General features: G+C 62.2%; 18 protein-coding genes. 10 read left to right on the top strand and 8 right to left on the bottom strand.

Annotated features, from left to right (window positions below; all coding sequences use genetic code 11):
• The 4 genes from SH809_11125 to SH809_11110 all read left to right on the top strand — a co-directional run.
• The coding region (locus SH809_11125) for an arginase family protein (GenBank protein MDZ4700249.1) at positions 1-668 on the top strand (668 nt) is incomplete at its 5' end.
• Positions 669-1,109: 441 nt separating this feature from the next.
• Entirely contained in the window at positions 1,110-2,753 is a 1,644-nt protein-coding gene (hutU, locus tag SH809_11120; protein ID MDZ4700248.1) for a urocanate hydratase, read from the top strand.
• A 171-nt stretch (positions 2,754-2,924) separates the two neighbouring features.
• A complete protein-coding gene (gene hutI, locus SH809_11115; GenBank protein ID MDZ4700247.1) occupies positions 2,925-4,112 on the top strand; it encodes an imidazolonepropionase in 1,188 nt (395 codons plus the stop codon).
• Between the two features lie 329 nt (positions 4,113-4,441).
• Positions 4,442-5,068: a hypothetical protein gene (locus SH809_11110; protein MDZ4700246.1), complete on the top strand. Its 627-nt coding sequence runs from the start codon at positions 4,442-4,444 to the stop codon at positions 5,066-5,068.
• 24 nt (positions 5,069-5,092) lie between these two features.
• Here the strand turns inward: SH809_11110 and SH809_11105 are convergent, their stop codons facing one another.
• The gene (locus tag SH809_11105; GenBank protein ID MDZ4700245.1) at positions 5,093-5,869 is read right to left on the bottom strand and encodes an inositol monophosphatase family protein; all 777 of its coding nucleotides are present in this window, start codon (positions 5,867-5,869) and stop codon (positions 5,093-5,095) included.
• A gap of 319 nt (positions 5,870-6,188) precedes the next feature.
• Between SH809_11105 and SH809_11100 the strand changes: the two genes are divergently transcribed.
• Together SH809_11100 and SH809_11095 are read left to right on the top strand one after the other, a co-directional pair.
• On the top strand, positions 6,189-6,626 hold the full coding sequence (locus SH809_11100) for an Hsp20/alpha crystallin family protein (protein ID MDZ4700244.1): 438 nt from the start codon (positions 6,189-6,191) through the stop codon (positions 6,624-6,626).
• 76 nt (positions 6,627-6,702) lie between these two features.
• Positions 6,703-7,647, top strand: coding sequence for a J domain-containing protein (locus SH809_11095; GenBank protein MDZ4700243.1), 945 nt, complete (start codon positions 6,703-6,705; stop codon positions 7,645-7,647).
• Here the strand turns inward: SH809_11095 and SH809_11090 are convergent.
• Positions 7,644-8,255 carry a helix-turn-helix domain-containing protein gene (locus SH809_11090; protein ID MDZ4700242.1) on the bottom strand — a complete coding sequence of 204 codons (612 nt, stop codon included), beginning with the start codon at positions 8,253-8,255 and terminating at the stop codon, positions 7,644-7,646. The genes SH809_11095 and SH809_11090 overlap by 4 nt on opposite strands.
• A gap of 159 nt (positions 8,256-8,414) precedes the next feature.
• Here SH809_11090 and SH809_11085 point away from each other — a divergent pair, with 159 nt between their 5' ends.
• From SH809_11085 to SH809_11075, 3 genes are read left to right on the top strand one after another with little or no spacing between them, the layout of a single operon-like run.
• Positions 8,415-10,514 (top strand): TonB-dependent receptor, encoded by a 2,100-nt coding sequence (locus SH809_11085; GenBank protein ID MDZ4700241.1) that lies wholly within the window; start codon positions 8,415-8,417, stop codon positions 10,512-10,514.
• A gap of 3 nt (positions 10,515-10,517) precedes the next feature.
• A complete protein-coding gene (locus tag SH809_11080; protein ID MDZ4700240.1) occupies positions 10,518-11,159 on the top strand; it encodes an HmuY family protein in 642 nt (213 codons plus the stop codon).
• A 13-nt stretch (positions 11,160-11,172) separates the two neighbouring features.
• Positions 11,173-11,892 (top strand): hypothetical protein, encoded by a 720-nt coding sequence (locus SH809_11075; protein ID MDZ4700239.1) that lies wholly within the window; start codon positions 11,173-11,175, stop codon positions 11,890-11,892.
• Between the two features lie 4 nt (positions 11,893-11,896).
• Here the strand turns inward: SH809_11075 and SH809_11070 are convergent, their stop codons facing one another.
• Positions 11,897-12,193, bottom strand: a complete 297-nt coding sequence (locus SH809_11070; GenBank protein ID MDZ4700238.1) for an isoamylase early set domain-containing protein — start codon at positions 12,191-12,193, stop codon at positions 11,897-11,899.
• Between the two features lie 26 nt (positions 12,194-12,219).
• Positions 12,220-14,943 carry a hypothetical protein gene (locus tag SH809_11065; protein MDZ4700237.1) on the bottom strand — a complete coding sequence of 908 codons (2,724 nt, stop codon included), beginning with the start codon at positions 14,941-14,943 and terminating at the stop codon, positions 12,220-12,222.
• Positions 14,944-15,306: 363 nt separating this feature from the next.
• Here SH809_11065 and SH809_11060 point away from each other — a divergent pair, with 363 nt between their 5' ends.
• Positions 15,307-15,453, top strand: a complete 147-nt coding sequence (locus SH809_11060; GenBank protein MDZ4700236.1) for a DUF1328 family protein — start codon at positions 15,307-15,309, stop codon at positions 15,451-15,453.
• 614 nt (positions 15,454-16,067) lie between these two features.
• Here the strand turns inward: SH809_11060 and SH809_11055 are convergent.
• The 4 genes from SH809_11055 to SH809_11040 form a co-directional block, all read right to left on the bottom strand.
• Entirely contained in the window at positions 16,068-16,463 is a 396-nt protein-coding gene (locus SH809_11055; protein MDZ4700235.1) for a response regulator, read from the bottom strand.
• Positions 16,464-16,626: 163 nt separating this feature from the next.
• The gene (locus SH809_11050; GenBank protein MDZ4700234.1) at positions 16,627-17,325 is read right to left on the bottom strand and encodes a hypothetical protein; all 699 of its coding nucleotides are present in this window, start codon (positions 17,323-17,325) and stop codon (positions 16,627-16,629) included.
• A 108-nt stretch (positions 17,326-17,433) separates the two neighbouring features.
• Positions 17,434-17,637, bottom strand: a complete 204-nt coding sequence (locus SH809_11045; GenBank protein ID MDZ4700233.1) for a CsbD family protein — start codon at positions 17,635-17,637, stop codon at positions 17,434-17,436.
• A gap of 200 nt (positions 17,638-17,837) precedes the next feature.
• Positions 17,838-18,218 (bottom strand): response regulator transcription factor, encoded by a 381-nt coding sequence (locus SH809_11040; protein MDZ4700232.1) that lies wholly within the window; start codon positions 18,216-18,218, stop codon positions 17,838-17,840.
• Between the last annotated feature and the right edge of the window lie 257 nt (positions 18,219-18,475).

Raw genomic sequence — 18,475 nt, 5'->3', positions numbered from 1 at the left:
CCCTGGAAGAGATCCACGACCGCCACCGCGAGATCGTCCGTCGTATTCTGCGCGATGGCAAATCGCTCATCGTGCTGGGCGGCGGCAACGATGTGTCGTACCCGGACGCCTCGGCCCTGGCCATGGAATCACCGAACCCACTCGCCTTCAACATCGACGCCCACTTCGACGTCCGCGCCGACACGCCGCGTAACAGCGGCACGCCCTACCGGCAGCTCCTCGAGGAGGGGTTTTTGCGTCCGGAGCTGTTTTTTGAGATTGGCTACCAGCGTTTCGCGAACTCACCCACCTACGCGGCCTACCTGGAGCGCCTGGGCGTGCGCGGCATTCCGCTGGACGAGCTGGGTTTTCTGGGGATCGACGAAGTGCTGCACGAGGCGCTGGAGCTGACGGCGAAAGCCATTTTCTGGGGGATCGACATGGATGTCGTCACCGCCGCCGACGCACCCGGCGTCAGCGCCCCCAACCCCGCCGGCCTGAGCGCCTCCCAGTTGCTCCACATCGCGGACTTCGCCGGCGCCGACCCGCGCAGCCGCATCTTCGAGATCACCGAGGTCAACCCCATCTACGACCTCGACAACCGCACCGCCCGCCTCGCCGCCGCGGCGATGTGGACGTTTATCGCGGCGCGGATGGCGGGGGGGTTAAATGGTCATCCTGAGCGTTAGCGAGGGATCTTAAGCAGGCAGAACCTTGGATCGGGCATTACCAGTCCAACCATCGCAATCTCCAAACAAGGATCCGACGGGAATCGACTGCCGCTCGAAGACCCCTCGCTACCGCTCAGGGTGACATGGGGTAGAGACGCCCCGGTGGGGCGTCTCTGAACGATTCGGAATGACAGAATGCTAGATTTCGATCTTGTGCCTAAGACGCCCCGCCGGGGCGTCTCTACACGCGATGTCATTAGCAGCATCAGCGAAGGATCTTAAACCGGCAGATTTTCGCATCGGGTATTACCAGTCCAGCCGGCGCGATCCTCAAACAGGGATCCAGCTGGCACCTACTGCCGCTCGAGGACCCTTCGCTGGCGCTCACTTCGGCTTCGCTCAGTGCCGGCAGGGTGACATGTCGCGCTGAGTATTGAGACCGCCCATACACACCCTACCATGACACCCATCCACGCCCCCACAGGCCCCCATAAAACCGCCAAAGGCTGGATCCAGGAAGCCGCCAAGCGGATGCTGATGAACAACCTGGACCCCGCCAACGCCGAGAAGCCCGACGAACTCATCGTCTACGGCGGGCGCGGGAAGGCGGCGCGGACGTGGGAGGATTACCACCGGATCATCGCCGTGCTGGACCGGCTGGAGAACGACGAGACCCTGCTCGTCCAGTCCGGCCGGCCCGTCGGGGTCTTCCGCACCTTCCCCCAATCCCCCCGCGTCATCCTCGCCAACAGCAACCTGGTCGGGCAGTGGGCGAATTGGGACGAGTTCGACCGGCTCGATAAACTCGGCCTCATGATGTACGGCCAGATGACCGCCGGCAGCTGGATCTACATCGGCACCCAGGGCATCCTTCAGGGGACCTACGAGACCTTCGCCTCCGCCGGCCGAAAACACTTCGGCGGAAGCCTGAAGGGGACGATCACCGTCACCGCAGGCCTCGGCGGGATGGGCGGCGCCCAGCCGCTCTCCGTCACCCTCAACGGCGGGGTCGTCCTCGTCGTCGAAATCGACCCCGCCCGCATCCAGCGGCGCATCGAAACCGGCTACCTGGACACCTGGACGCGCGACCTCAACGACGCCATCCACCGCGCCGAAGTCGCGAAGGCCGCCGGCAAACCCCTCAGCATCGGCCTCCTGGGCAACGCCGCCGACATCCTCCCGCAGATGGTGCGCATCGGTTTCATCCCGGACCTCGTGACGGACCAGACCAGTGCGCACGACCCGCTCGTGGGCTACATCCCCATCCTCGCCGCCGATGAAGACCCGGACGAGCTGCGGGCGAAGGACCTCGCCGGCTACAAGAAACGCGTATTCGACGCCATGGCCCGGCACTGCGAGGCCATCGTCGCCATGCAGTCCGCCGGCGCCGTGGCCTTCGACTACGGCAACAACCTCCGCGCGATGGCCCGCCAGGGCGGCTTCGCCGACGCCTTCGCCTACCCGGGGTTTGTGCCGGCGTTTATCCGCGACCAGTTTTGCGAAGGCCGGGGGCCGTTTCGCTGGGTGGCCCTGTCGGGCAATCCGCGGGACATCTACAAAACCGACGAGGCCCTTAAAACCCTATTCCCCGACGACGCCGGCCTGCACCGATGGCTCAACGAGGGGGTGAAGACCTTCAAGTTCCAGGGCCTTCCGGCCAGGATCTGCTGGCTCGGGTACCGGGAGCGGGATAAGGCCGGTCTGTTGTTCAACGAGATGGTCCGCCGCGGCGAACTCGACGCCCCGATTGTCATCGGGCGGGACCACCTGGATTCCGGCAGCGTCGCCAGCCCGTACCGCGAGACCGAGGCCATGATCGATACCAGCGATGCCGTGGCCGATTGGCCGCTGCTCAACTTCGCCCTCAACGCCGTCTCCGGCGCCGCCTGGGTCAGCTTCCACCATGGCGGCGGAGTCGGGATGGGCTACAGCCTCCACGCCGGCCAGGTGTGTGTCGCCGACGGCTCCGACGACGCACGGGAACGCCTCGCCCGCGTCCTCGTCAACGACCCCGGCACAGGCGTCATGCGCCACGCCGACGCCGGATACGACCGGGCCGTGGAGGTGGCCCGGGAGCGGGGGTTGGATCGGGGAGAAGAGTAGCGATTAGCGATTAGCGATTTGTGAGTAACGATTAAAAAGCAGTAGTTCTACATCATAGTCATCCTGGACTTGATCCAGGACCCAGAGCAGGATAGCAAACCCCGCTGGGTACTGGGGCGGGGCCCAGAGCCTACCCCCGACCTGATCGGGGGATGACGTTCGCGTGAGAACATGCTCCTCTTCAACGAAATATCCGAACTCTACACCCCCGTCGACCGCATTCCCAACGCGGCGATGGTGGTCGAAGACGGCCGTTTCGTCTGGGTCGGGCCGACGGCGGAACTGCCGGATGCCTACCTCGATGACGTGACGCTCGTCTCCCTCCGTAACCGGGCGGTGCTGCCCGGGCTGGTGGACAGCCACACGCACCTCGTCTGGGCCGGCTTGCGGGTGGATGAATACCTGCGCCGTGCGCGGGGCGAGACGTACGAGGCCATCCTGGAGGCCGGCGGGGGCATCCACAACACCGTCCGCGCCACGGCCGCGGCATCGGAGGACGAACTGCTGGCCGGCGCGCTGGACAGGGCGCGGTATATGCTGGCCCAGGGCGTGACGACCCTCGAAATCAAATCTGGCTACGGATTGGAGCCGGAGCAGGAGCTGAAGATGCTGCGCGTTATCCGCCGGCTTGCCGCGGAAACGCCCCAGCACATCGTACCGACCCTGCTTGCCCACGTCATCCCCGCCGGCTGGGACCGGAGGGCGTATGTGGAGATGTTTTGCCGGGACCTCATCCCGGAGGTGGCCCGCGAGGGCCTGGCCACGGCGGTGGATGTGTTCTGCGACCGTGGGGCGTTTACGCTGGAGGAGACCCGCCGCCTGTTCGAGGCGGCCGCGGCCCATGGCCTTGCGTATAAGGTCCACGCCGAACAACTCACCCACACCGGTGCCACCCGCCTGGCGGCCGAGATGGGCGCCTTGTCCGCCGATCACCTTGAACAAACCACGCCGGCCGACTGGCAGGCGCTCGCCGCCTCCTCCACGGTCGCGACGCTGCTTCCGGGCGCCACGGTGGTTCTCCGCAAGCACCTGCCAGATGTGCGGGGGATGCTGGATGTCGGCGTGAAGATCGCCATCGCCACCGACCACAACCCCGGAAGCAGTCCGTTTTACAGCCTGCCGCTCTGCCTGCAACTCGGCATGGCCCTGGGGGGGATGAGCGCCGAAGAAGCGCTGCTGGCCGGCACGGCGCACGCGGCGGATGCCCTCGGGCTATCCGACCGGGGCCGGCTCGCCACAGGGTCTGCCGCCGACTTCCTGGTGGTCGACAGTCCCCATGCCCTGGCGCTGCTCTACCCGTGGGGGGGGCCGGCGGCGGCGGAGGTGTACGTGGGGGGAGTAGCGATTAACGATTTGTGATTAGCGATTAGCGATCAAGGATGTGGCCTTGTGCGTAACCCGCTGAGATTATGGGTTGGTAGCCCTTTAAAGCCCTATATGGCACTATTTGAGCTCAAAGCGCCCCGTCATCCCCGACCCCGATCGGGGATCCATAGAACAGTTGAGCATAGCTCACTTGCTGTTCCTTGCTCGCAACTTCGCCATCAGCGAAGCGCGCATGGTTCCCCGGTTTACTTCGTTTGTCGCCTCGTTCGTTTCGTCAGTAGTGTTGTCTGGATGGGAGTAAGAGGTTATCTTGGTGGGGAGGTTCTTCGTGGATTCAAGCAGACTTTATACACGCGCCCTTCATGCGAACAGCCGGCCTTCTCGTCTCGCTTCTTCTTGCCTCTTTGCTCTCGATCGCCCATGCGCAATCGAAGCCTTTCTTTGTAGATGTAGGCGTTTCTTCTGGCGAGCGAGACTACAAAGTCGGAATTCGTGATGAGGGGCGCGTAATACCTGCCTGGAGTGTCAGACTAGGGCGGGAAAAAGAGATCAACCCCGATATCGACGTACACTGGGGGGTGAGGTACAGTTTACTCATTGATAGAAGCAATAGGTTGGTGGCTTTTCCTGAAGCTAGTGCACAAATGACCCAACATTATATCGCGCTCGGGATGTTGTTGGCGTTTGATGCCCGGTACGTGAAGGTTCTTTTTGGCCCGGAGTTGGGCTATCTGGTGCATGCACGATTTGACATAAAAGGCTCAAGAGCCAATTCCGCGTGGACGGCTGGGGGTCCTGGTCCAGGCGATCGCTTTACGCGGAGGAATATGATGGTATCGTTCGGTCTCGGAAAAGAGTGGCGACTTGGAGGTCAGAACCTGTATGCCCACCTGCTGGCCAACCGGACCGTTTCATCGGCCAGAGATGGCCGCTCGTATCTGGCAGGATACCGGAGTGAGTATGTACTGAGGACAGGGGTACAGTTTTAATCCCCATCTCTAATCGTCTATTCGCTAATCGCTAATCGCCAATCGCACCCATTCCACCACCTCCGGCTTCCCAAAGACCCAGTCGTAGCGTTTTTCCGCGCCATCCTGGCGTTCGCCCAGGCAGATGGTTTTCCCGCCGGCCTCCTCCACCAGCAACACCGACGCCACGCTGTCCCAGATGCGGATGTTGTAATCCACCATCGCGCCAACCGACCCCTCGGCCGCCAGCGCGTGGCCGAAGCAGTCGCAATAGGTCCGCGCGTGGTCGTGGCCCGTCATCAGGGTGTCGTAGACGCGCTCCAGGCCGCAGGACACGAATTGCTTGCGCTCGCCCAGGGCGATCACTTCGTCCTCGATGCGCGCGGAGCCCAGTGGGTGCAGGCGGATCGGCCGGCCGTTGCGGGTGCTGCCGAGCCCTTTCGCCGCGGCGTACAGGCGGCCGATGCCGGCGAGGTCGATGACCGATACCACGGGCGTGTCGCCTTCGAGTAGCGCCAGCATCGTCCCGTACAGCGGGATGCCGTGGCGGAAGCTGTGTGTCCCGTCGATCGGGTCGATCACCCACGTATAGCCGCTCGTGCTGGCCGAAGCCTCGAACTCCTCGCCCAGGATGCCGTGGTCGGGGAAGTGCTCCGCGAGCCGCTGGCGGATGAGGCGCTCGGCATCGAGGTCGGCGGTGGTGACGAAGCTGTTGTCCGACTTCTTCTCGAACGAAAACCCGGCCTCCACGTGCGCGAGAATGCCGGCGCGGGCCTGGGTGACAATGTCGATGGCGATGTCTCGAACGACGGAGAGGTCCATGGTGGTGGCGTGCCCGAAGGAGGTGGATGGGGTGACGGAAACAACCGAAACCTACGGCAGGGGATCGATCCGCGTATGACGTTTTTGTGAGTTTACGGGTCATCCTGGCAGACGCCCAAGAGCCCTTCTCGCCGTCGACGTCAGACCCCCTATGACAGCCCGCCCGGCCGGCTGCCAGTCCGTGTGACGCCCGGCATACCGGTAACTGAAATTATGTCCGAAACCCGACCCTGGCACCGGGTTTGACCCCTGGGGGGAAGTCGAAACAGCGACCCACTTACCTCGAACATTAAACCCCGAACCTTAAACCCCTACAACAATGAACCGAGTCATCCATTTTACCCCCGTTTCCCGCCGGCCTTCGCTCCAGCGCGAGGTCGATCGCCTCATCAACCGCGCCGCAGGCCCGGCCATCCACGGCGAAAACGGCGCGCCAACCTGGGCGCCCCGGCTCGATATCGTCGAAACGACCGAGGGATTTATCCTCGAAGTGGACCTTCCCGGGCTCACCCATGAACAGGTTGAGATCACGTTCGAAAAGGGAATCCTTGCGCTCTCCGGCGAACGCGCCACACCCCGCGGGGAAACCGACAAGCCTGTTCGCGGCGAACGCTGGGCCGGCCGCTTCGCCCGTACGGTCGAGTTCACGACCGAGGTCGACCCCTCGGGCATCAAGGCAGCGATGCGCGACGGCGTGCTCCGGATTGAAGTCCCGAAGGCGGAAAGCAGCAAGCCGGTCCGAATCGCCGTATCTTAGCGCGCGGAGCGGGGACGGGTTCGGGGTCTGATGCCCCGAACTCGACCCATCCGCATCACGCATCCTGGTAATTCGTATGGCCGCAAAGATCAAAAACTACTACACGGTACTCGGCATCGCCGAGGATGCGGACGCGGATGCCATCAAAAAGGGCTATCGCAAGCTGGCGAGACAGTTTCACCCGGACAAAAACCCGGGCAAGCCCGGCGCCGAGGAGCGATTCAAGGAGATCCAGGAAGCGTACGACGTTCTCGGCGACCCCGAGAAGCGGAAAAAGTACGACGTGATGCGGAAGAACCCCTACGCCGGCATGGGCGGCAACCCGTTAAATGGCGACGGCGGGCGGTCGGGGTTCTACCGTACCCCCGATGGCGGCTACGCCCGCTACGACACGACGGGAGATACTCCCAATGCTGGAGCTGGCGGAGGCTTCTCGGATATGTCGGACCTGTTCGAGCAATTCTTCAACCAGCAGCGCGGCGAACCCGCCCCGGGCCGGCGCGCCCGCCGAACGCCAGGCGCCGACATCGAGTCCGCTCTGGCGTTGTCCTTCGAGGAGGCGCTCCAGGGCGGCAAACGAGAGATCACCCTGCCCGACCGAGACGTCGTCCGGATCGATGTCCCCGAAGGCGTGGAAAACGGATTCAAGATCCGGCTCAAAGGGCGCGGTCAGGCCGGCCCGGGTGGCCGGGGCAACCTGTACATCCGGTTCGAGGTGGCCCCGCACCCACGCTTCGAACGCAAGGGCAACGATGTGACCTGTACGGAAACGATCGACATGGTCGAGGCCGCTACGGGCGGCAGCCGCGTGATCGCCGACCCCTACGGGCGGTCCGTAAAAGTACCTATCGCCGCCGGCATGCAACCCGGCCGCACCCTGCGTCTCAAGGGTCAGGGCATCAAAACCGAAAAAGGACGCGGCGATCTGTTTGTGAAGATCGAGGTCCGGATCCCCGAAAAACTCTCCGAAGAAGCCCGCACCGAGTTGCTCGACTGGGCCGCCCGGTACGTCGTCCGCTAGCGCACGTCGTAATACTCCGACACCCCCATCAGCACGGCATTCAAAAAGCCATTCACGCTTCTCAAAAGCTGCTTGTTGTTGTCCAGGTTCGCTCGCACTGATTCCGGCAGCAAAAGGATGCTCTCCACGATGTTCTCCCTGAAAAACATCATCGCCTGGAGTGTCTGGCTCAGGTTGAGCCCCGCCCGTTGAGACATCGTCGCATAGGTATGGCCGATCTGGCGTGCCTCTTCCAGGACGGCTAGGTCCGCGCCCGCGATATAACGCATCATCAGACCCATCACCCGCCGGCCCAACTCTCGCTGCTCCGTCCGCGCCGCATCGTCCATCGATTCCATCCACGCGTCGTTTCGGTGATGCTGTAGCTCCTCCCTCGTGTGCTGCAGAGCCGTCTTCTCAAACGCCAGGGTCGCCGGCTCCTGATCCACCAGCGGCGCCAACGGGGAACGCATCCGCTCAATCTCCTGCTGCGAAAAACGCCGATGCCCACCCGGCGTCACCACCGCCAGAATATCCCCCTGATCCGCCCACCGGCGCAGGGTCGAAGGGTGCACGTTCAGGAGATGGGCGGCCTCCTTTAATGAGAGCAGCGGTTTAGACGATAGCATATTATACAAATCTGCACAAATCTATATAAAACTACGCAAAGTTGTGTGGTATATTGCGTGCATCGAGCCGGATTCGAGCGGATCCTGGTTAATCGAACCATAAATGCAGGCGTTCGTGGCGCCTGAGGTACCGTGAACCACCTGAGCGTCCTTTTGGTTTTGCTGGCTCTTTGGCAGGGGTTGTTGCCGGTGGCCGCCGCGCAGACGTCCGAGCCGCGGAAACTTCCCGTAGCGAAGGCAGACTCGATCTGGACGTTGTCCATGCCGGCTGTGGTGATCACGGCGACCCGCAGTATCCGGGAGCTCCGCGATGTCCCGATTTTAACCGATGTCGTCACGTCGGAGTCGATGCGCTTGCTCGGGGCACCGCGGTTGAGTGAGGTATTGGCGGAGCAGACGGGGCTGGCGATTGTGCCGGAGTTTGGCGCGGCCGGCGTACAGCTGCAGGGGATGGATGCCGCCTACACGCTCGTATTGATCGACGGAGAGCCCGTAATCGGCCGGTCTGGCGGGGCGGTGGATCTGGAGCGGATCGGGGTCGCCGGCGTCGAACGGGTCGAGATCGTGCGCGGACCGCTCTCGTCGCTCTATGGCAGCGAGGCGCTTGCCGGCGTGATCAACGTGATCACCCGCACACCGCAGGAGGGGGTGCAGGGCTCCGCCCGCGCGAGTTTCGAGACCCACGATACGATGGACCTGACGGTGGCGAGCGACCTCCAGTTCGGCCGCTTCGGGTCCCGCATCGAACTCAATCGCTTCAGCTCCAGCGGCTACGACCTGTTCCCGGAGATCCTGGGCCTTACCGTGCCCGGTTTTACGGACTACGCCGCCAATGCCCGACTCCGTTTTGATGGCGACCATACCGAGTGGCGCCTCAACGGGCGTTTTGCCACCCAGGAGCAGCAGAGCTCCTCCGGACTCTTCCTGAATGGCATACAGGTCGAATTCGACGAACGGGCCGAGCGGACGGATTGGAGCCTCGCGCCCCATGTCACCCACAGGCTGCGCTCGGGCGACCGCCTCACCGGCCGGCTCTACGCCGCCTCGTACGGCACGTTCCTCTCCGTACGCGACCTCGCGGACACCGCGCTGGCCACGACGACGCTGTTCGACCAGGCCTACTACAAGGCCGAGGCCCAGTGGGACGCCGTCCTCTCCCGCAACCACTTCTTCTCTGCCGGCGCCGGCTACATCGGCGAGACCGTCCAAACCGACCGCGTCCGCGGCGGCAAACGGTCCAACGAAAACCTCTACGGCTTCCTCCAGCACGAATGGATGCCCGGAGACAAGGTCGATGTGGTGCTCAGCACGCGGCTGGACCGGCATAGCGATTACGGGCTCCACCTCAGCCCGCGCCTGGCGCTGCTCGTCACCCCCCGCGAGGCCGTGCGGGTACGTATGTCCGTCGGCTCCGGCTTTAAGGCGCCGACCTTCCAGCAGCTGTACATGGACTTCACCAACCCGGCCGGCGGCTACACGGTCTTCGGTTCGGTGGATATCCGCCAGGCCCTCGACGAACAGGCCGCCCTGGGGCTGATCGACTACCTCCTCGCGGATCCCTCGGAGATCGGCGGCGTCCGCCCGGAAACGGCGCTGGCCTACACCCTCGGCGTTGATGCCGAACTCGGGCCGCGGACCTACCTCCAGACGCACCTCTTCCGGAGCGACGTGCGGGACCAGATCGAAACCCTCCCTGCCGCCGTGCGCACCAACGGGCAAACCATCTTTACGTACGTCAACCTCAACGAGGTTTTTGTCCAGGGCTTCCATGCCGAACTCCGCCACGGGATTACGCCGGCACTCGAAGCCACCCTCGGCTACCAGTTCCTCGACGCCCGCGATCGTGACGTGCTCGACCAGATCGACGCCGGTGAGCTCTTCACCCGGGTCGATGGCCGCGACCGGCGTCTCACGCGGTCGGACTATGGCGGATTGTTTTCGCGCTCCCGGCATAGCGGCAACCTGCGCGTACTCTACCGATGGCCTGAGGCCGGCCTCACGGCCTCCGTCCGCGGCATCCTGCGCGGGCGCTACGGTTATGCCGACCTCAACGGCAACCTCGTCCTCGACGACGACCGCGAATACGTGGAGGCTTATACCCTCTGGAACGCCACCCTCACCAAACGGCTGGGGCCCTCCGTCGAGGCGCAACTGGGCGCCAAAAATCTCTTCGATGTGACCGACCGCGAGTACGTCCCATCACTCTCCGGCCGGCGCTGGTTCGTTTCCCTTCAGTACACCTTCGATCCTAAACGATAACCCATGCGTACCATTATGTCCTTCGCCAACCTGCTTTCTCTCCTCGCCCTCCTGATACTTGCATTTATCTGGGTCGGCTGTGATACCACTAGCGACGAAGAGGAATTTCCAGATCCGGAACTGACCCATGTGACCGACTTGCCGGCCGACCCCATCGTCGGTATCTCGCCTGAGGGCCGGCCCATCGGCCGGGGGCTCTTCACCTTTCACAGCCTCCGGGAAAACGAAGTGCTCACTACGGCCGATTCCGCCACTACCGCCTGGGATGTCGCCTTCCGGGGTACCGATCTGATCGTCAACGGCGGCACGACCGGCCCGGGCAACGGTGCGGTGCAGATCGTGGAAGGGACGTTCGATGAGATCCTTGAAGCGCCCGAAACCGGCTGGAACCTGGCGACCGCCGAAGTGCCTGCTATCCCCCCGGGGTCCGGCAACGGCTGGTACAACTACAACCCGGCTACCAATATCATCTCTCCGATCCCCGGCCGCGTGGTGCTCGTCCGAACGGCTGATGGCCTCTACGCTAAACTGAGTGTAGTGAGCTACTACCGCGGCGCGCCGGACACCCCGACGGCGGAGTCGGAGTCCCGCTACGTCACGTTCGACTACGTCCTCCAGCCCGACGGCTCGCGTCAGTTTGAATAATTCGGATACATTGATGCCGCAGGCTGTACACTACGTCCCTATCCTTACCACCCTCCTGGCGATCCCGTTCACCGTCATCCTCTACCGGCACTGGCGTCGGAAGCCCTCGGCGTTGTACCTGGCCTGGTGGATGATCGGGGTAGCCATGTACGGCGTGGGCACGCTGACGGAGAGCCTGACGACATTGCTGGGCTGGCAGGAGTCTATCTTTCGTGCCTGGTATATCAGCGGCGCCCTGCTGGGTGGGGCGCCGCTGGCTCAGGGTACGATCTATTTGCTTTTTTCACGGAAAACAGCACACAGGACCACTGCCGCTCTGCTTACTCTTATAGCCGTGGCATCGGTATGTGTGATGCTCACACCGATCGACTACACGGCCGTTGAGCCGCATCGGCTTTCGGGCCGCGTGATGTCGTGGCAGTGGGTGCGGGCCTTTTCGCCATTCATCAACCTGTACGCAGTCATCTTCCTGGTTGGCGGAGCGGCCTGGTCCGCCTGGAAATACGCGCGGGAGCGTGCTGCACCCTGGAGGATGTGGGGGAACGTGGGCATCGCCGTCGGAGCGATCTTGCCAGGAATTGGGGGCACGTTCACCCGTATGGGCCACGTCGAGGTTCTCTACGTTACCGAGATCGTCGGACTGTTGTTCATCTGGGCCGGCTATCATGCCATAGCCGGGGACCGAAGACCGTCAGTACACGCCAACCAGCAACCTCGCAAGGCGACTCGCTGAACCCTCACGTCGCCAAGACGCTATTCTTTGTACCCTGCGCGGTGACCTCATGGGCATCGGCCTCGGGCTCATCGAACCAGATAGCCCCGTCGCCCAGATAGCGGAAATGGTATTTCCCGCCCGGGGGCAGGACGATCGAGGTAGTGACCGTTCTCTTGGTCCGTTTCGTAAACGGGTTCGCCAGCGGATCCCAGGCATTGAAGTCGCCCACGACGGATGACGACCCATGGGGATGGTCGGCCGGAAGGCTGAAGGTGACCTTGATGTGGCCGCTTTTTTTGATCGTTTCTTTCTTGATCATGGCAGTAGGGGGTTTGGACGTCAGGGTTATAGAGAGGCTACGGGGAGTAAGGCTTGCGCTATGTCAGGCGAGCCCTGCTCTTCGCGTGGGGGCGTTAGCGCCGAGATCTCCTGGAGCAGCTGGGCGACCAACGCCGTCCACCCCGTCTGATGACTGGCGCCCAGGCCGGCGCCGCTGTCGCCGTGGAAGTATTCGTAGAAGAGGAGATGATCCCGCCAGTGGGGATCGGACTGAAACTGCTCGTTGTCCCCGGCGAATGGCCGGCGCCCGGATGCATCCGTGAGGAAGATCTGCGTCATCCGACGGGCGATGGCGTCCGCCGCCTCGTCGATCCGCATCAACACGCCCGAACCAGTGGGCATCTCGACATGAAATGTATCCTCATAGAACTGGCCGAAGGTACGAAGCGCCTCGATCATGAGGTAGTTCACGGGAAACCAGATCGGGCCGCGCCAATTCGAATTGCCGCCGAAGAGGCCGGTGGTCGATTCCGCCGGCTCGTAGGATACCGTGTACGTCTGGCCATCCACCGCAAATGAAAACGGATGGGCCTGATGCTCGCGAGATAGCGCGCGGAGGCCGTAGTCGGACAAAAACTGTTCGGGATCGAGCAAGCGGGGCAGTATCTGGGCGAGCTGCGTCCTGTTGACCAACGACAGCAACCAACCCGGCCCCTCGTTTTCGCCGAGAAGTGACAGGTTCTGCATCATGTGCCCCCGGTAGTTGATGAACCACTCGACCCGTTGCTTGAAGCGGGGCAGGTGATCGAGCAGTTCGAGATCCAACACTTCAACGGCGAAGAGCGGGATCAGGCCAACAAACGAACGGATCCGCAGCGGCAGGTGCTCGCCAGTGGAGAAGTGGAGGACATCGTAATAAAACCCGTCTTCCGTATTCCATAGCCCGTGCCCGCTCGACCCGTTGATGGCGTTGGCGATGTACACGAAGTGCTCGAAAAACTTGGTGGCGACATCCTCATACGCCGGCTTCGTCCGCGCCAGCTCCAGCGCGATCATCAACATGTTGAGCGCATACATCCCCATCCAGGCCGTCCCATCGGCCTGGTCCAGATGGCCACCCGTAGGCAGGGGCTTGCTGCGATCGAACACCCCGATGTTATCCAATCCCAGAAAGCCGCCCTGGAAGACGTTTCGCCCGTCGCGGTCCTTCCGGTTCACCCACCAGGTGAAGTTCAGCAGGAGCTTGTGGAAGGCTTTTTCCAGGAATTCGCTGTCGGCGGCGCCGGTGACCTGCCGGTCGATCCGGTACACCTGCCAGACGGCCCAGGCGTGAACCGGCGGGTTCACGTCGCCGAGCGCCCATTCGTACGCCGGCAACTGCCCGTTCGGGTGCATGTACCACTCGCGCATCATCAGGATGAGCTGGCGTTTCGCCCATTCGGGGTCGATCTGGGCGATGGGCAACATGTGGAAGGCGAGGTCCCAGGCGGCGTACCAGGGATACTCCCACTTGTCCGGCATCGAGATCACGTCCAGGTTGTAGAGATGGCGCCACGTCTCGTTGCGGCCGTACTTGCGCGACTCCGGCGGGGGCGGGCCATTCTCATCCCCGTCCAGCCAGAGCTCGACGCTGTAGTGGTAAAATTGTTTGCTCCACAGCAGCCCTGCAAACGCCTGACGTTGTACCCGCCGCTCGTCCTCGCCAAGGCCGGCGCGGTGAACGGTGGCATAAAACGCATTGGCCTCGGCGATGCGGAGGTCGAACAAGGCCTCTACGCCGGCAAAAGGCTCGGCCTGCCGGCGGGGCGACAGACGGACATACACCTGCGCCTCCTGGCCCGGGGCCAGGATCATCCGGCAGTGCGCGGCCGCTTTGGTGCCCACACCGTTCGGATTCACCCGGCTCCGGTCCCCCTGGACGACCGCGTCATGGAATGAATCCTTGACATACGGAGTCGGGTTCGCGACGCCGTAGAGCCGCTCGATGTTCGACTCGTTCTCGGTGAACATGAGCGTGGGCCGGCTGCCGCCTGGGCCCTGGACGTACCAGTACCGCTCGCCCAGATGCCGGCTGTCGCACCGCACCGCGGCGGATAGCGAATCAACTTCCGCCGCCATCCGCGGCCGCGCGCGACCTGTCTTCCACGTCCACGTGTTCCGGTACCAGAGCTGGGGGAGAAGATGGAGCGGCGCCGCCTCCGGTCCCCTGTTGATCGCCGTGATCCGGCAATAAAGGTCGTCGTCATCCACCTTGGCGTATTCGATGAACACATCGAAGTAGCGATTGTCGCGGAAGGTGGCCTTCAGAGCATCGTATAGCTCGAATTCGGGCTGGAGGCGATTGCGCCGATAACTTTCCTCGACAAGGGGGCCGTACGGGTACACCGCCTGCGGGTACTTGTAGAGCATCTTGGCGTAGGCGTGTGTCGGGGTATTATCCAGGTAGAAATAATACTCCTTCACGTCCTCGCCGTGGTTGCCTTCTTTTCCGGTTACCCCGAAAAAACGTTCCTTCAGGATCGGGTCCCGCCCGTTCCACAGGGCCACCCCGAGGCACAGGTTCTGAAACCGGTTACAGAAGCCACCGATGCCGTCCTCGTTCCATCGGTAGGCTCGGCTGCGGGCGTGCATGTGCGGGAAATACTCCCAGGCCTCGCCATCCGGACTATAATCCTCGCGGACAGTGCCCCAGGCGCGCTCGCTGACATAGGGGCCCCAGTTCTTCCAATCTGCTTGACGCGCCTCGGATTCGGCGAGGCGTCGGTGCTCGGCAGTCGATCGATCAGGCATCGAAGAGTGAGTTGTGTTGACAGTGGGGGCCGTATGAACGGCGGTCGGCCGGCGTGACAGGACGCGTTGTGTTAACCCGTCACGCGTGCCGTTTGTTTTCGTCGCTACCGACCCGGCGCACGTTCCAATGGCCCATCGGGCAAAGATCGTGTCAACCTTGATAGAGGCAATATCGCCCTACGCCCTACGTCCCAGTGTAGGCATGTGCCTACACACCATCTCCTACAAAATCCGACGCACAACGAGACAGCGGCCTACGGGCGTCTTTTCGATGGTGGTGTAAGTTATCCCCATAAAGTGGTCGTGTCAGGTGTATTCATCGATCGCAAGTAGGCCACTAGAAACCATCCCAGGAGGATTATCATGTTGTCCCTAGCCATTGTTTTTCTGATCGTCGCCGTCATCGCAGGTTTTTTTGGATTTGGCGGCGTCGCCGGCGCCTCGGCGTCCATCGCACGCATCCTATTAGTTGTATTCCTTGTATTGGCCGTAGTCGCTTTTCTGCTCTAAGGCAACATTCCTTCCATATAGGCCCGTCCGGGCTACCCTGAATGAACGAAGCCCCCGACTCCAGACGCTCAACGTCTGCGGTCGGGGGCTTCGTTGCTTGCAGGAGAAGAGGGTTTCCCGCCGGGGTGGACGATGTCGGCGATCCCCGTTTCTCTTGATTGGCGCCTATTCGGCTAGAAGTCGTACGCCTCTTTCGGCAGGTGTGAGCGCCGTGCCGGCGCAGGTCGTGGTGCCATGTCGCTTGCGCTTGTGGCGAGAAGAGCGCCGCGCTTGTGGTAATAACGGTAAAGACGAACGCCCAATGCGTTCGCCTTTACCGTGGCCAGACAACCAGGAGGCCCGAGCCGCGGCGCTTGCGCGACACGACGGGTGTTGCCCGACAAACTGAGGGTGAGCCGGCCTTCCAATCTGCCGAACGTGTAGGTGGCCTTCCAGCGTTCTTCCTCATACAGGTGCCAGACTGGCAGTCACCAGGGAAAGAACATAGAAACCGGATGGCGTGGGCCAGTGGGCCCGCTTCAGTTATATGGCTGGATAGAAGATAGTGGATCGAAAGGGGAACGGGTTGTCAGCCGGCGAGGGGAAATGGCGTAGGAAATGTCCTACGCCGCTGGTCAGCCGGCGGCGGCGTTATCGATCGAAATGGCCTCCAGTACGTCGGGCAGTTGGTCGAATTCCATCGACTTGTCGAGGAAATAGCTGGCGCCGGCTTCCTTGCAGATGCGCTCGTAAAACGCTTCCGCATGGTTCGTCAACATGACCACGTCGACCCCTGGGTGGTAACGCGTCAGATAGCGCAGGGCTTTCACCCCGCTCCCGGGCATCTGGATGTCGAGAATGGCTACATCGAACCAGGCGCCGGACCGGAGCAATTCGATCACGCCGTCCGCGGACACCGACTCGCCTCGCATGACCGTAAAGTCCAGCCCGTCAAGCAGGCGCCGGAGTCGTTGGCGCAACGAGTCGGAGTCATCGGCAATCAATACAGATAATAATGCATGGTCAGCCATGGCGGGGTCTAGCGGCGAATCATCGCCATCGAGTCCTCGGCTCGGGTTTCCGGGGCGCTGTCTCGCAGGCGGCCAGCTGCAGGTACGGCCCGGGGTTTTAACGCACAAGAGGCGGCCACTTGATGCGGTCGCCTCTCGTTGCTCGCCGGGGGGCAAGAGGGCATTAACGGCCAGGCTGGCCGTCCAGTCCGTCAGCTATGTTGTCCGTCACCTCGTCGACCTTTCGGTCGAGCTTGGCGACGCCATCGGCGAGATCAGCGCGTAGCTCTTCGAAGTTCTCTTCCGAGGATTGTTCGAATGCTACCCAGTTCTCGGCGATTTCGTGCCGCGTGGCCCGGAGGTCATCGACGGCTTCCCCGTACTCCTCGCGGGCTTCATCGCCCGCTTCGTCGAGCTTCGCATGCAGCGTTTCTATACGCGCATCGATTCCGGCAAGCTGAGCTTCGGCTGCGGCAGTGAACTCATCGCGTTGTTCGATGGTGAAGAGCCTTGCTTGATCGATTTTTTCGTTCAAGTCGGCCAGCCGATCGTCCATATCCTCCTGGGCATCCGCCAGGTCCTCGGCGCCGGCTTGTCGCCAGTCGTTGAGTTCAGCGGCCAGCTCCTGGCGCTCCTCGCGGAATTCCGCTATCGACTCCTGCCACTCGTTGCGCATGTCGCTGCCGGTGTTTGCGAGCCGGGTTTCAAGATCGGCAATGCGGTTGTCGATCCGGTCCAGAGAGGCCTGAATGTCCTGCTGTGCGCGTTCGACCTGTACCGACTCGGTGGTATTGACCGCATCGGCGCGTTCAGGTGTGGTCTGACAACCCACGGCGACTACGCCGGCGGCTGCGAGCATAAAATATACGATGTTACGTTTCATTGGAATTTCCGGTTAGTGATACGATCGTGGAGGCGACGCCTGGTGACAGTGCCGGTAACGACTGCGTCGCTATCGACACTGTCACTGGCGCGATCATGTCACTGTCGATCAAACCCTGCCCTTGAGATTGCTGGAGATGTCGTTGATCCGACTCTTGACCGCCGCGCGGGACTCGCCGGTGCGCTCTTCGAGGTACCCCTCGAGCTGGTCCATCCGACCCTCGAACCGGTCCAGATCGTCGTTTCTGAGGTCGCCCCACGTTTCCTTGATCTTGCCGACGAACTGTTTCCAATTCCCTTCGGCCTGCTGCATGACGGGTGACTTTCTATCTTTCGTATTCATAGTGGTATCCATACTGGTTTGTTGAAGTGAACGGTACCAAGATGGGGCATCTCGCGGCGAACCCGGCTCAGACGGGGGCCGCAATATCTGTCGGATGGGTGTTCGCCCCAATGTCATTCTCTGTCCTACACGCTGCTCAAAAACGGCTCAATCGGCTCGGTGGAGGCGGTTTAATCGGCGCGAAGTGCTTGCAAGACGGCTGGAAGCTCGTCGAACTGAAGGGATTTATCGAGGAAAACATGGGCCCCGGCGCTCATGCACACCCTGAAATAAAACGGATCGGCGTGGTTGGTGAGCATCACAATTCGAATGGAGGGGTGATCCTTGCGCAGGCTTTTTAGCACACTGATGCCGCTACCGGGCATCTGAATGTCCAGAATAGCTATATCGAATGGATGAGCAGCGGCGATCTCGATGGCCTCTTGAGCCGTAGCCGCCTCCCCCTTGATCTTAATACCATCGATGCTTTCCAGCAGGTGGTGGAGGCGCTGTCTGAAATCTTCCGAATCGTCTACTATCAATATCGATAGGGGGTCGGGCCGATCCATCATTGCGTTGCACTGAAATGTACGGTAACGAAGTAGTCAGATGCGATGCAAGGGGGCGGTGCGCCGCGTAGCCATTCTCTCGGCAGTCCACTGCTCTGGCCATGAACATAGCTTCGGCTTATGCCGCATCCCGCTTTATCGGACGTTGGGGGCAAACCGCGGAGCTATATCCAAATCTTGTGGATGGATAGATCAGGCGGCGATCCTGTCCGGGTGAATCCCGTCGATGTAAACAATGCCGGCCAGCACGTTCGCCACGT

This window comes from Rhodothermales bacterium, from assembly GCA_034439735.1.
Lineage (GTDB): Bacteria > Bacteroidota > Rhodothermia > Rhodothermales > JAHQVL01 > JAWKNW01.
The sequence above is the reverse complement of the archived record's forward strand: the minus strand, read 5'-3'. Positions and strand labels throughout refer to the sequence as shown.

Bases quoted from the DNA above. Each gene is read 5' to 3' on its own strand.
- hutU (MDZ4700248.1), top strand. From the start codon at position 1,110: ATGACACCCATCCACGCCCCCACAGGCCCCCATAAAACCGCCAAAGGC.
- hutI (MDZ4700247.1), top strand. From the start codon at position 2,925: ATGCTCCTCTTCAACGAAATATCCGAACTCTACACCCCCGTCGACCGC.
- SH809_11110 (MDZ4700246.1), top strand. From the start codon at position 4,442: ATGCGAACAGCCGGCCTTCTCGTCTCGCTTCTTCTTGCCTCTTTGCTC.
- SH809_11105 (MDZ4700245.1), bottom strand. From the start codon at position 5,869: ATGGACCTCTCCGTCGTTCGAGACATCGCCATCGACATTGTCACCCAG.
- SH809_11100 (MDZ4700244.1), top strand. From the start codon at position 6,189: ATGAACCGAGTCATCCATTTTACCCCCGTTTCCCGCCGGCCTTCGCTC.
- SH809_11095 (MDZ4700243.1), top strand. From the start codon at position 6,703: ATGGCCGCAAAGATCAAAAACTACTACACGGTACTCGGCATCGCCGAG.
- SH809_11090 (MDZ4700242.1), bottom strand. From the start codon at position 8,255: ATGCTATCGTCTAAACCGCTGCTCTCATTAAAGGAGGCCGCCCATCTC.
- SH809_11080 (MDZ4700240.1), top strand. From the start codon at position 10,518: ATGCGTACCATTATGTCCTTCGCCAACCTGCTTTCTCTCCTCGCCCTC.
- SH809_11075 (MDZ4700239.1), top strand. From the start codon at position 11,173: ATGCCGCAGGCTGTACACTACGTCCCTATCCTTACCACCCTCCTGGCG.
- SH809_11070 (MDZ4700238.1), bottom strand. From the start codon at position 12,193: ATGATCAAGAAAGAAACGATCAAAAAAAGCGGCCACATCAAGGTCACC.
- SH809_11065 (MDZ4700237.1), bottom strand. From the start codon at position 14,943: ATGCCTGATCGATCGACTGCCGAGCACCGACGCCTCGCCGAATCCGAG.
- SH809_11060 (MDZ4700236.1), top strand. From the start codon at position 15,307: ATGTTGTCCCTAGCCATTGTTTTTCTGATCGTCGCCGTCATCGCAGGT.
- SH809_11055 (MDZ4700235.1), bottom strand. From the start codon at position 16,463: ATGGCTGACCATGCATTATTATCTGTATTGATTGCCGATGACTCCGAC.
- SH809_11050 (MDZ4700234.1), bottom strand. From the start codon at position 17,325: ATGAAACGTAACATCGTATATTTTATGCTCGCAGCCGCCGGCGTAGTC.
- SH809_11045 (MDZ4700233.1), bottom strand. From the start codon at position 17,637: ATGCAGCAGGCCGAAGGGAATTGGAAACAGTTCGTCGGCAAGATCAAG.
- SH809_11040 (MDZ4700232.1), bottom strand. From the start codon at position 18,218: ATGATGGATCGGCCCGACCCCCTATCGATATTGATAGTAGACGATTCG.